Origin of the sequence: Kocuria carniphila (assembly GCF_004136555.1) — a bacterium.
GTDB lineage: Bacteria > Actinomycetota > Actinomycetes > Actinomycetales > Micrococcaceae > Kocuria > Kocuria carniphila.
Genome location: NZ_NOIT01000002.1, coordinates 33320 through 46351 on the forward strand (window position 1 = coordinate 33320; position 13032 = coordinate 46351).

The 13032-nt window shown below is 64.5% G+C and carries 11 protein-coding genes; 5 read left to right on the forward strand and 6 right to left on the reverse strand.

The window, feature by feature from the left end; genetic code table 11:
• Positions 1–3 precede the first annotated feature (3 nt).
• Entirely contained in the window at positions 4–1599 is a 1596-nt protein-coding gene (locus tag EWV37_RS01570; protein WP_129699536.1) for a dihydrolipoamide acetyltransferase family protein, read from the forward strand.
• A gap of 2 nt (positions 1600–1601) precedes the next feature.
• On the opposite strand, the gene EWV37_RS01575 is transcribed toward EWV37_RS01570, so the two are convergent.
• From EWV37_RS01575 to EWV37_RS01595, 5 genes are all read right to left on the reverse strand, one after another.
• Positions 1602–2297: a DNA-3-methyladenine glycosylase I gene (locus tag EWV37_RS01575; RefSeq protein ID WP_129699537.1), complete on the reverse strand. Its 696-nt coding sequence runs from the start codon at positions 2295–2297 to the stop codon at positions 1602–1604.
• A 206-nt stretch (positions 2298–2503) separates the two neighbouring features.
• A complete protein-coding gene (locus tag EWV37_RS01580) occupies positions 2504–3520 on the reverse strand; it encodes a hypothetical protein (protein ID WP_129699538.1) in 1017 nt (338 codons plus the stop codon).
• Positions 3517–4824 carry a sensor histidine kinase gene (locus EWV37_RS01585; RefSeq protein WP_129699539.1) on the reverse strand — a complete coding sequence of 436 codons (1308 nt, stop codon included), beginning with the start codon at positions 4822–4824 and terminating at the stop codon, positions 3517–3519. The genes EWV37_RS01580 and EWV37_RS01585 overlap by 4 nt, the downstream gene beginning before the upstream one ends.
• Before the next feature lie 30 nt (positions 4825–4854).
• On the reverse strand, positions 4855–5571 hold the full coding sequence (locus EWV37_RS01590; protein ID WP_129699540.1) for a LuxR C-terminal-related transcriptional regulator: 717 nt from the start codon (positions 5569–5571) through the stop codon (positions 4855–4857).
• A 65-nt stretch (positions 5572–5636) separates the two neighbouring features.
• Positions 5637–6518: a YrzE family protein gene (locus tag EWV37_RS01595; protein ID WP_129699541.1), complete on the reverse strand. Its 882-nt coding sequence runs from the start codon at positions 6516–6518 to the stop codon at positions 5637–5639.
• 142 nt (positions 6519–6660) lie between these two features.
• Between EWV37_RS01595 and EWV37_RS01600 the strand changes: the two genes are divergently transcribed.
• Positions 6661–8370: a long-chain-fatty-acid--CoA ligase gene (locus EWV37_RS01600; RefSeq protein WP_129699542.1), complete on the forward strand. Its 1710-nt coding sequence runs from the start codon at positions 6661–6663 to the stop codon at positions 8368–8370.
• Between the two features lie 146 nt (positions 8371–8516).
• Here EWV37_RS01600 and EWV37_RS01605 read toward each other — a convergent pair whose 3' ends face one another.
• Entirely contained in the window at positions 8517–9158 is a 642-nt protein-coding gene (locus tag EWV37_RS01605) for a flavin reductase family protein (protein WP_238662997.1), read from the reverse strand.
• Between the two features lie 208 nt (positions 9159–9366).
• Here EWV37_RS01605 and EWV37_RS01610 point away from each other — a divergent pair, with 208 nt between their 5' ends.
• The 3 genes from EWV37_RS01610 (at position 9367) to EWV37_RS01620 (ending at position 13003) form a co-directional block, all read left to right on the forward strand.
• The gene (locus EWV37_RS01610; RefSeq protein WP_129699544.1) at positions 9367–10878 is read left to right on the forward strand and encodes an acyl-CoA synthetase; all 1512 of its coding nucleotides are present in this window, start codon (positions 9367–9369) and stop codon (positions 10876–10878) included.
• Positions 10879–11003: 125 nt separating this feature from the next.
• Complete coding sequence (locus tag EWV37_RS01615; RefSeq protein ID WP_095796301.1) at positions 11004–11906, forward strand: LysR family transcriptional regulator; 903 nt, start codon at positions 11004–11006, stop codon at positions 11904–11906.
• Entirely contained in the window at positions 11903–13003 is a 1101-nt protein-coding gene (locus EWV37_RS01620) for a mandelate racemase/muconate lactonizing enzyme family protein (protein WP_129699545.1), read from the forward strand. Before EWV37_RS01615 ends, EWV37_RS01620 begins: the two co-directional genes overlap by 4 nt.
• The last annotated feature ends 29 nt before the right edge of the window (positions 13004–13032 follow it).

Genomic DNA, 13032 nt, shown 5'->3' on the forward strand with positions numbered 1-13032 from the left:
CTCATGTCCCAGGTTTTCACGTTGCCCGATGTGGGCGAGGGCCTGACCGAAGCCGAGATCCTGTCCTGGAAGGTGGCCGAGGGGCAGACCGTCACGGTCAACCAGGTGATCTGCGAAATCGAGACCGCCAAGTCCGTGGTGGAGCTCCCGTCCCCCTTCGCGGGAACCGTGCTCAGCATCATGGTGACCGAAGGCACCACGGTCGAGGTCGGAACGCCCATCATCACCGTGGGCGATTCCGAGTCCGCGCCGTCAGGCACACCGGATCCCGGGTACACGGGCTCTGCGCCCAAGGATGGCGTGGAGGGGGAACCCACGGCCGAACACCTCGGGCCCCGGGAAGAGTCCACGTCCGGGTCCGGGCGCAGCATGGACTCGAGCGAGTCCGGCCAGGCTCTTGTGGGCGCCGGTCCCAAGGCGGATCCCGTACGACGCCGCCAGCGCACCCGCACGGCCATGCGGATCGACGCCGAACAGCCCCAGGGGCTCAACGAGCAGGGCAAGCCCGCTCCGCAACAGGATCAGGAATCGGCCAAGGGCGGCGCGGCTCGCGTGGCAGCCGGCTGGGCGGATCGGTTCTCCAAGTCGGGTATTGGCACCGCCGCCCAGGACCTGGCGGACAAGGCCGGAAAGTTCCGTGATCGCGGGGAGACGTGGTTGCGTTCTCTCGACGACACCGCACCCCAGCAGCAGGGCGCCGCCCAGGCCTCCATCCCGCGCCGCCCGAGCATGGCCAAACCGCCGGTGCGCAAGGCCGCCAAGGAAATGGGTATCGATCTGGCGGACGTGACCGCCACCGGCGAAGGTGGGCAGGTCACCAAGCGTGACCTGTTGGCCTACGCGGCCCACCTGCGCGAGGTGGAGGACGGCCCGGACACGTTCTGGACCTCGACCCACGCACCGGCTCGTTCCCGTGACGAACGCATCCCGGTCAAGGGCGTGCGCAAGGTCACGGCCCAGAACATGGTCCGTTCGGCATTCAGCGCCCCGCACGTGTCGATCTTCGTGGACGTGGACGCCTCACGGACCATGGAGTTCATCAAGCGGCTCAAGACGTCCCCGCACTTCGAGGGGGTTAAGGTCACCCCGCTGTTGATCCTGGCCAAGGCCGTGATCTGGGCTGCCGCGCGCAACCCCCAGGTCAATGCCACGTGGACCGATTCCGAGATCATCATCAAGCGCTATATGAACCTGGGCATTGCGGCAGCCACTCCGCGCGGTCTGCTGGTACCCAACATCAAGGACGCGCAGGACCTCAACCTGCGGGAACTGGCCATCGCGTTGAACGAGCTGGCGCAGACGGCGCGCCAGGGTAAGACCCAACCCGGTGACATGCAGGGCGGCACGCTGTCCATCACGAACATCGGTGCGCTGGGCATCGACACGGGCACGCCCATCATCAACCCCGGCGAGGTGGCCATCGTGGCCTTCGGCACCATCAAGCAGAAGCCGTGGGTCGTGGACGGGGAAGTCATTCCGCGCTGGATCACCACCCTGGGTGGTTCCTTCGACCACCGCGTGGTGGACGGTGATCTCTCCGCCCGGTTCATGGCGGATGTCGCCAGAATCCTCGAGGAACCGGCGCTGCTGCTCGACTAGGCTCACGGCACCGGGCCTGTCTGCTCGGCACGGAAACAGCCCTGGACATGGCCGGGTGCCAATGCGGTGCGTTGCAACCACCGATGGGCAGTCACCGGGCCAATGAGTTTGAACCCTCGTTCCCGGAACAACCCGGAGAGCCTACGGGAATCCGGCGTGCTGTCGGGTAGATCGAGGGAGCGCAGCGGGGGACCGGTGGGCGGGGGCACCTGCGCCTCGGTCAACAGTTCCACCCAGTCTGCGATCACCCAGTCCTCGCACACCTGGGCGTTGTGGATCACGGCCTCGATCTTGGCGCGGTTGCGGATGAGTTCCGGGTTGAGCAGGAGGTCCTCCACATCGTCGACGTCGAGCCGGGCAACCTTGGCCGGTTCGAGATCCGCCATGTACAGGTACCACGAGGGGTGCCTGCCGGACTGTGACCAACGGGCGAGGCCCGAATCGAAGAGCTCGATACTCAAGGCCTGGAAGTACTCGGTGGCGGTGCGCGGTGCCACCGCCCATTCGTGGTCGTGATCGATCAGGGTGCCGGGGGTCGCCACGGCCCATGGGCATCGTGACTTCCCGTCCGCGCACCCGATGGCTGCGAACGCTGCGTGCGGGTGATCCTCCGGGTCGGAAGGGTCGGAAGGGTCGGAAGGGTCGAACGGGTCGAGCGGGTTGGATGGGCTGAGCTGGGAATCGGTACGTGTCTCCATACGCCAAACGCTAGGCATTGGCGGGCTGGGACCGAGCCCTGAATGTTCGGCATCTGGAGAAACACCCGCCCCCGTCGTCGGGCGCGGGATCCGTGCAGTGCGCTCGCCGCGGTGTCGTCGCGGGGGCGCGAAGCCGGTAAGACTTATGCCGACGTTGCACGGATGGGTGAGCGACGCGCGTAGCCTGCGCGGCGTCGTCGGCGGTGCTAGAAGCGCGAGACCTCGCCGGTGACGTCCGCGATCTCGATCGCAATCGGATCTTCATCTTCGTCATCATTGTCGTGCACGATGAACACCGCGGTGGGATCGCCCTTGGGGAACGCCCGGATCGTGACCACACCGCACTGGGCGTGGTTGAGGACCTCGGCCACCTGCTCGGTGGTGGCCGCCATGACCTTGGGAGGCAGGGGGTGGCCGCGCTCGTCCAGGATGTCCACCCGCACACCCCGATCGCGGGCGGTGCGGGTGATTTCCAGGATGTAGGGCGTGGCAATGGAACGACCGCGAATGGTGTCCCGCAATTGCGCCTCGGTGAGTCGGAACTGGTTGATGTCGTACTCGGTCACTTCGGAAGGATCGTGAGCTATCCGCTCGAGCAGGCCACCCGCGAGCCGGCGAACGTCCTGCACCCGGTGGTACGAGGCATTCTTGGAGTCCTGCTCGGCCTCGTCATTACTGCGGGCGGTGAGCAGCATGCGGCGGATCTCCCGCTTCCGTTGGTTGAACCGTAAGAACTCCTGGTAACCCACCCAGGTCGCGACGAACAGACCCAGGGCCATGACCGTGTAGCTCTCCGTGGGGACCACACTGTCACGGACCACGATCCACCGTCGGAGGGACATAATCGTGATGACCACCCACAGCAACACCGCCCACCAGAACCGCTGCCGCAGACACAATGCAAAGATCATGACCGTGAAACCCATGGCGAACCAGGGCATTTGCCCGGCAATGGGTACCGCAACGGTTGCTTTGTACCCCTGCTCTGCGGCAAGCATGAACAACAGTACGGCGGCCATTGTGGACAGCAGAGGCATCTGTTGGGTGGCCCACCGTGGGACCGCTACGATCAACGCTGCCCCCGCGTAGAACACCAGGGAGAGAACCATCGCGTCCGGGTCCCTGGCCGAATCCACCTTCGTGACGCCGATGACGAAGGAGACGCCAAAACCCAAGAGGGCCAGCACGGTCAGAAATTTCGGACTGATCCCGGCACTGTTCATGACAGCGCGTCCTTGGGCCACGTGAGGATCACGGCGGTTCCACGGCCGGGGGAGGACCGCAGTTCGACGTCCCCGCCGACCGTTTCGATGTTCTCCACGATGGACACCCGAACCCCTAGGCGTTGGGTGTCCACGTCGTGGAGAGCGAAGCCGCGGCCCTCGTCACGAATCGTGAAACGCAGGTAGAAACCTTCGGGGTTGATGGGGGTCGGCGGGCACTGGCCACCGTCCATGGACACGTAGGTCACCTCGGTGCCGGAGTGCCGGGCACTGTTGGAGACCGCCTCGGTGATGGCCTGGGTGAGTCCCTGTGCCACGAATGTCGGGACGAATACTCGGGGCTCACCCACGGGGCGGATGTGGGAGCGAAGATTGCTGAACCGCACGCGTGAGCGCCACGGCGACAGCGATTCCATGAGCTCGTCCATGAGCACGTGCACCATGGTGGTGGTCTTGCCCGACAACCGATCGTTCTCGTCGTCAAGGACTTCCAGCGCACGGGAGGCCAACTCGCGGGTGCGTTTGGCCAGGGGCCCTTCCGCGCGTGAGGCGTCCAGAAGAGCGGCCATCACGTTGTCGTGGATCAACCGGTCCATACGTTCCTGGTCCGCGGTTTCGGAGCGGCTACGCGTGAGAGCCAGCTCCTGGGAGAGCGCCTCGGTGTAGTCCTGATCCAGATTCTCCACTGCCCGTTTGGAGATCACGACCACCAGGATCGAGACGAGCCCGTAGCAGATCCGGAGGAACATCACGGTTCCCAGTGATTCGGAGCGCGAGTCCACGGGGATCAACTGGGCCATGATCAGCCCGTAGGCCAGTTCGATGCACAGCTGGTACACCAGTGCGGCCCAGGGGCTCCAGGCCAGCGCGATACTGATCAGGCTCACAATGATGAACCCACTGATCCAGGGGTACTGCAGCAAAACCCCGCCTTTCCAGGCCAGGGGCATGGTCAAGACGCCTAAACCCACCACCGCTGCCAGCGTGAGCAGGATCCACGGTTGGGCCGAATGCATGATGCCGAACACCACGAGCAAGGCGGAGATCACCAGGATCGCCGCCAGGAACACGGTGTACCAGGGGGCGAAAGCGGCTTGTTGCTGCTGCAGAATGGGCAGCGCCTCGACGAACAGGGACACCGCAAGTATCGCGATGCCGATCATCCACAGCCAGTAGGCACGGTACGAATTGAGACCGAGTTCTTGGGGGGACGTGGTGGCTAAGAACTTTTTCCGCCGGAGTCGAGTGGGAACTTTACGGTAGGTTCCACTACGGCTCGATCGGGGGGCGACGTGTTTGTTCATTCCGCACCTTGGGTCAACGGCGCGGGATCGCTACAAGTGCTTTTCTGCGGTGGTGATGTCCGCTTCCGGCTCGACCAGACCGTCTTCGATGGCGCGGATACGCAGATCGATCTTGGTGGGAGCGGGTCGGCCGATACGCGCGTACTTCTCACGGATGCGGTCGATGTTTGTCTTCACAGCGGACTGCTTGATCCCCATGCGGCGGGCCACCTGAACCTGGGCGAAACCGGAGGCGTACAAGCGAAGCGTCTCCTGTTCGCGCGGGGACAGAGCAGCGCGGGAGAACTCCACGTCACCGTCGATCGCGGCGGCCAGTTCCTTGGTGATCACCGGCTTGCCGTCAGCGATGTTGCGTGCTTCTTCGATGGCGTGCTCGAGCGGTTCCGACTTACGGACCAGTCCCAGTGCGCCGGCGCGCAACGACTCCCGGATCAGCGCGGCGTTCTCACCAATGCTGAAGATCAGCACCTTCATTCCCGCACTGCGGAGGCGTTCCACATTGCTCGCGGGACGCGAACGGTCCGCGAGCGAAAGGTCCAACAGGACGACGTCGCACTCGATCCTTTTCGCCCCGTGCGCGGTGAGTGCCGGGTTCTCAGGATCGCGGCCCAACTGATCCAGCAGGGTGGACACGGAGTCCGAAGAGCCCACGAGTTTGACGTCCGCTTGCGATGTCATGGACACCAGGCGTACGCCTTCGCGAACCACCTCATGATCGTCGACGATGGCGACAAGAGTGGATGGCATGGGCTTAGACCTCCAAGTACTCCCCAGGGTGATCCCGACCCCCGGAACCCCCTACAGATGGGAGTCTAGCTGTTAATGACATTCGAATTGGTCCAGGCGTCGACTTTACGGTGATAACGCATGCCCCACATGCCGCCCAGGATAGCCGCGACGAGGTCAAGGATAACGACCGCTGCCAGAGCCACCAGCCCCCAACCCACGATCGGCCCGATCACGGACTGCGCGGCCAGGCTGTGCGGGGCCAACCCCACCGTGTCGGCCCAGAGCAGCGCGGCCACGGACGCAATGGCTCGCGCCAGCAGGGACCACAGCCACACGCTGACACCCTGGGCCACGCCCGAGAAGCGTGCCATGCGGCCGGCCACGTAGCCACCCGCGAGCAGTGCAAGGAACTCGACCACGGCGAACACGGCCAGCGCCAACCAACCGGCGGTGTCCTGTGGATTGAGCAGCCCATGGTCCAGGGCTCGGCCGATCCCGTTGGTCGTTTCAATGCCCCACTGGGGGCCGAACAGGCCGGAGGCCACCAGGAGCACACCGCTCACGGACAGGGCGGCCAGCCAGCCGAAGAGACCGGGGAGCAACTGCATGCCGCCGAAACGCTTCTTCTGCGCGCCTCGCACGTCTTCCGTGGTCAGCCTCTTGGCGGATCCGGCGCCCTGGGCGGGAACCGCCGGTCGCACGGAATCCCACGCGGCGGTCGCGGTCACGCGCTCGTCCTGCGGGGTCAGGTGCTCATCGCCGATGGGTTCCATGACCCCTGTCTCAGGATCCGGGCGGTGCAACCGGCCGGAGGCCACGCCGGAACGGGAGGACCCGGCGGCGTCGGCGTGGGGGAGTGGCCTGGTCTTCTCTGCGTCCGTGGCCTCGATCGGAGCGGTGTGCTGATCGGTCCAGGGTGCGTTGCCGTTGTCCAGAGGGTCACGTGAAGCGGAAGATGGCGACATGGGGGCTCGATTCGTCCATGGGAGTGGCGGTATCAACTGAGCGAAGTCTATCGATTCAGTCGTGTCACGGGCGGGGACCTGGCCGAACGTGAACGAGTCACCGGCCGTGAGGGCCACCACGGGAACGGGTAACCTCGAAACCATGGCTAGCGAGACCTCCCGAGATTTTTTGGCAACCCGTCCGTGGACCCGGAGCTACAGCCCCGATGTCCCGCGAGACCTCAACCTCCCCGACACTTCACTGATCCACATGCTCGAGAAGTCCGTGGCGCGCCACGGTGGCAAGACCGCCCTGGAATTCTTCGGTGCGGGCATGTCCTATGCGGAACTGGGCGACCAGGTCCAGCGCGCGGCAGAGGGGCTGCGCCTCATGGGCGTGGAGGCCGGTGACCGCGTGGCGATCGTCTTGCCCAACTGCCCGCAGCACATCGTGGCTTACTACGCGGTGATGCGACTGGGCGCGATCGTAGTGGAACACAATCCGCTCTACACCGCACCCGAACTCCGTCATCAGTTCGAGGACCACGGCGCTCGCGTGGCCGTCGTGTGGGACAAGATCGCCTCGCGCATCACGTCCATGCCCAAGGACCTCAACATCGAGCACATCGTGTCCGTGGACATCACCGCGGCCATGCCCCTGGTCATGCGCTCCGCCCTCAAGCTGCCCATCAAGAAGCTCAAGCAGCAACGGGCAGAACTCACCGAGGCCGCTCCCGGTACCGTGCCGTGGCGCAAGTTGATCAGCGCCGATCCCATCCGCGCGGATCACCGGCGCCCCTCGGCCACGGATGTTGCCGTGCTGCAATACACCTCGGGCACCACGGGCACCCCCAAGGGTGCGATGCTCACGCACCGGAATCTTGAATCCAACGCGGTCATGGGCCAGCACTGGCTCGGCACCACGTCCCACGAAGTGGTCTATGGCGTTCTGCCCTTGTTTCACGCGTTCGGACTGACACTGGGCATGACGTTCGCCATGTCCCTGGGTGCCAAGCTCGTGCTGTTCCCCACCGTGCGCGCAGACCTGATCCTCAAGGCCATGAAGAAGTCCATGCCCACCGTGCTCCCGGCCGTGCCGCCGGTGTACCAGAAAGTTTTGGATGCGGCGCAGGAGCAGGGCAAGGATCTGTCCGGTATCCGTGTGGCGGTTTCAGGGGCCATGACCCTGCCGGTTCCACTGGTCAAGACGTGGGAGGATGCCACGGGCGGAATGCTCATCGAGGGTTATGGCCTGACCGAGTGCTCGCCCCTGGTGTCCTGCAATCCCTTGAGCGATCTCCGCGAGGCGGGCTCCATCGGAATCCCCTTCCCCAGCACCGACATCCGCCTGGTGAACCCGGAAACCTGCAAGGACGTGGCCTTGGGCGAGGAAGGCGAGTTGTGGGTCAAGGGGCCCCAGGTCACCCAGGGGTACTGGAAGCGCCCGGAGGAAACGGCCAAGCTGCTCACCGAGGACGGCTGGCTGCGTACCGGCGACATCGTCTCCGTGGACGATCGGGGGTTCCTGCGCGTGGTGGACCGCATCAAGGAGGTCATCATCACAGGTGGCTTCAACGTGGCACCCACCGAAGTGGAAACCGCCCTCAAGCTTCATGATTCCGTGGAGGACGCCGCGGTGGTCGGTATCCCCAACGACAACGGCAACGAATCTGTGGTGGCCGCCGTGATGCTGGCCCCCGGCGTCACCCTCAACGAGGATGAGCTGCGCGAACACTGCTACGACAAGGTCACCCGGTACAAGGTGCCCCGCCGCATCGTGGCCATGGACGAACTGCCGCGCACCATGCTCGGTAAGACCCTGCGCCGCGCGGTCAAGGAACAGATCATTGACGAGAAGTTGCTGGACCGCTGAGTCCGGCGGGCTCGGCCGGGTCCACGCTGTCAAGCAGCCCCGGCCACCCACGATCGACGACGCCGCCGCGAGATTCTCGCGGCGGCGTCGCCATTCCTTGTTCGGCCCCGACGCGGCCTCTGCGCAGCTGCGGGTCCTGTGGCTCGTTAGGCGGGATCGCTGTCGGCGGGATCCTTGATGCTGTCGTAGGGAATGCGACGGATCGAGCGGATGTCGCCCAGACCGGCCCACTCGTCGTGACCCAGGCGGGCGATGGGATCAAGCCCACGTGCGTCCGGCCCGCGCTCACCGAGCGCGTGCGGGGCCACCGCCACGTGGCGGACCTGGCCGAAGACCACGTAGCCGTTGCCCACCTTCAGGGGTTCGCCGTGCAGCGTGCATTCCATGCTGGCCGGGGATTCCGCGACCCGCGGGGCGGCAACCGTGCTGGCCGGTTCCCGGGTGAGACCCACGGCGTCGAACTCGCTGATCTCGGGCGGATAGTCGGTGCCCGTCGCATTGATCTTCTCGAAGAGCTCCACGGGGGTGTGATTGACCACGAACTCCCGGGTCTCCACGACGTTGCGCAGCGTGTCCTTCACCCCGGTGGAGACGAACTGGATGATGGTCGGATCGGAAGACACCATGATGAAGTACGAGTGGGGCGAGAGATTGTCCACGCCTGCGGCCGAGCGCGTGGAAATCCACGCGATGGGGCGGGGGATCACCAACGACTTCACAATGCTCGCCCACGAGCCGCTGGCATTCGGGGCGAGCTCTTCCTTGGTCTGAGGTGTCCGATCCGTCATGGTCTCCATTGCATCACGCAGTTGGGCAGTACTGCAGAAAGGCGGCCAACACAGGACGGCGATGCTCTGCAAAACGGCTATGGAGCGCGGTAGGGCAAATTATGTGCGATCAATAACTATTGACATTCACAACGATTGACGATTCCATGGTTTGCACGTGACAACCGTCGCAGTGCTGCGCTCCCCCCGGGGGCTGAGGAGGAAAACCGTGAACCTTGGAATTGGCACGTGGCCCGCCCGCCGCGTCATGGTCCGTCCGGACGCGACCGCTCTGGTGTTCGAGGGGCAATCCGTGACCTATCGGGAGTTCGAACTCCGCGTGCGCAAGCTGGCCAACGCGCTGCGTGATTCCGGGGTGCGGCACGGTGACCGGGTGGCGTACGTGGGGTTCAATCACCCGTCACTGCTGGAAACCTTTTTCGCGGCCGGATTGCTGGGTGCCGCGGCGGTACTGATCAATCCTCGATTGCGGCGGGCCGAGGTGGACTACATCCTGCGCGACTCCGGTGCCACCACGGTGGCCTTCGGGCAGGACCAGCGCGAGAACGCCGTCTCACTGGAATCGGAGCTCACGGATGTGCGCACGTGGTTGAGCGTGGACGGGGGCGGCTCAGGGCAGGACTTCGATGATTTCCTGCAGTCCGGCGGTGAAGATGTCATCGACGAGCAGCTCGACCTCGACGAACTGGCGCTGATCATGTACACCTCGGGCACCACGGGCAAGCCCAAGGGTGCGATGCTGAGCCATAACAATCTGTTCTACCAATACGTCAACGCCCTGATCGGCCAGGATATGCGCCAGGACGAGGTGCACCTGGCGGTAGCGCCGCTGTTCCACATTGCCGGGCTCAACATGATGGCCCTTCCCACGTTCATGCTGGGTGGCACGATCATCATTCAGCGCCAGTTCCGCGCACCGGACGTGCTGCGTGAGATCCAGGATTCCCGGGTGACGTCCTCCTTCATGGTCCCGGCGATGCTGGATTCGCTGTCACACGCGGAGGGATTCGACTCCGCGGACTTCTCCTCCGTGCGCGCGTTCATGGTCGGAGGATCACCCCTGCCCGAGCGCATGTTGCGCACCTGGGCCGAGTTGGACGTGGCCGTGATGCAGGGTTTCGGCATGACCGAGACCGCTCCCGGGGTGCGGATGCTCGAACCGCGCGACGGTGTGAGCAAGTTGGGCTCCGCAGGCAGGCAGCACTTCTTCACGGAATCCAAGCTCGTGGATCCGCTCGGCGAGACCGTGGCAGTGGGGCAACCCGGGGAAGTCATTGTCCGAGGCCCCAATGTGATGAGTGGGTACTGGAACAAGCCGGAGGAAACCACTAAGGCCCTGGAGGGTGGCTGGTACCACTCCGGTGACATTGCGGTGGAGGACGAGGACGGTTACTTGTTCATCAAGGACCGCATCAAGGACATGTACATTTCCGGCGGTGAGAATGTGTACCCTGCCGAGGTGGAGAACGCCCTGTTGGATGTCCCGGGAGTGCAGGAGGCTGCGGTCATCGGCGTTCCGGACGAGAAGTGGGGCGAGAGCGGCAGGGCCTTCGTGGTGCTCTTCCCGGATGTGCCGAACCTGACGGGACAGGACATCAGGGATCAACTCAAGGAGCGGCTGGCCAGTTACAAACTGCCGGCCACGGTCGACGTGGTGGACGAGCTGCCCCGCACGACCACCGGCAAGATCCAGAAGCACGTTTTGCGCGAACGCACCTGAGCGGGTTTGCGGCAAAGTGTGGCATGCACCGCAGAAATTCGGTTGATTTTATAGAAACATGTTCCTAATCTGCCCGATTGTAGATACTATTCTAATGAAACAATGTCGGGAAGAAGCGGGACCTCATGGAGCTTCGACAACTGAACTACTTCATAGCCGTGGCCGAAGAACGTCATTTCGGTCGCGCGGCCAAGCGGCTGCACATGGCCCAGCCGCCGCTGTCACAGCAGATCCGGCAACTCGAGGAACAACTGGGCGTCAAGCTGCTGGACCGCACCACACGCCGCGTTGACCTCACCGCGGCAGGCCAGGAATTGCTGGACCGTGGCCGGAAGATCGTCAACGAGGTCGAAACCCTCAAGGCGGACGTGTACCAGGTCGGCAACGGCGCCACCGGTGTGCTGCGCGTGGGTTTCTCTGGTTCGGCCACCTACGGCGTGATGCCCAAGATCGTGCGCCACGTCAAGCAGGCATTGCCCGGGCTGTCCATGACACTGCAGGGCGAAATGCTCACCCCCGCCATGGAAGCCGGGCTGCGTGATCACACCCTGGACGCCGCCATGTTGCGCCCGCCGGTGGCTTCGGCGGAAATCGAGTACCGGGTCGTGGCCCGCGAGAAGCTCGTGGTGGCCCTGCCTTCGCACAGCCCGCTGGCCACCGGACGTCCCGTGGCCATCAACGAACTACAGGAACAGCCCTTCATCACCTACCCGCCGGAATCGGTGATGTACCGGATGGTCTCGGAGCTGTGTCGCCACGGCGGTTTCCAGCCCCGCATCGGTCAGGTGGCCAAGGAAACCTCCACCATGCTGTCCTTCGTGGCAGCCGGCGGGGGAGTGGCCGTGGTACCCCAGGCCGTGTGTTCCTTCCAGCTCGAGGGCGTGGTCTACGCGCCCCTCGAAGATTCCCCCGATAGTGAGCTTGCGGTGGCGTGGCGTCGGGAAGACCGCTCCACCCTGTTGCACAACTTTGTGAACCTCGTGATGGATGTCAGCGAGGCAAACCCTGGCACGAAAGGCCAAGCATGAAAATCACCCGCATCGAGGCGGTCCCTTATTCCATTCCCTACATTCACCCCCTGCACTTTGCATCGGGTTCGGTGGACGAGGCCGATCACGTGTTGGTGCGCGTGCACACGGACGAGGGAATCGTGGGTGTGGCCGACACCCCGCCGCGTCCGTACACCTACGGTGAGACGCAGAAGTCCATCGTTGCGGTGGTCGAGGACATCTTCTCGCCCCAGCTCGCGGGCCTGGACATCTTTGCCCGTGACCGGATGCAGACCATCATGGACCGCACGGTGCACAACCAGACGGCCAAGGGTGCGGTGGACATCGCCGTGTGGGACGTGATCGGCAAGTACCTGAACCAGCCGGTGTCGTCGCTGCTCGGAGGCTTCACCGATCACATGACCGTCTCGCACATGCTCGGTTTCAAGCCGGCGCAGGAGCTGCTGCAGATCGCCCTGGAGTTCCGCGAGACACACGGCATCAACACTTTCAAGCTCAAGACGGGCCGCCACCCCATTTCCCTGGACATCGAGGCCGCGCGCGTGCTGCGCGAGGGCCTCGGCCCCGAGGCGCACCTCTACATGGATGCCAACCGTGGCTGGTCCGCGAACGAATCCGCTGAAGTGCTGCGACAGACCGCGGATCTCGGTATGGAGTTCTTGGAGGAACCCGACGACGCTCGCGAAGTTCTCGGACGACGTCGCCTGGTCACCAACTCGCCCATTCCGATCGCCGCGGACGAATCGGCACCGGACCTGGGCACCGCAGCCCGCGAGATCCTGACCGGTGGTGCGAATTTCCTGGCGATCAAGACCGCGCGGTCCGGTTTCACCGAGGCCACCAAGATCCTGGGCATGGCCCAGGGCATGGGCATTGACGTGTACGTGGGCAATCAGATCGACACCCAGGTGGGCACGATTGCCTCGGTGACCTTCGGTGCCGCGTTCGCGCACACTTCCAAGCGTGCGGGTGAGCTGTCCAACTACTTGGACATGGCCGACGACCTGCTGGCGGAGCCGCTGAGTATCGAGGACGGCAAGATCTTCGTCCGCGACGTCCCCGGCGTGGGCACCGCGATTGACGAGGACAAGCTCGCGCACTACCGCAGCAACTGAGTTTCAGCCGGGCCGCGCGCGGCCCGGCG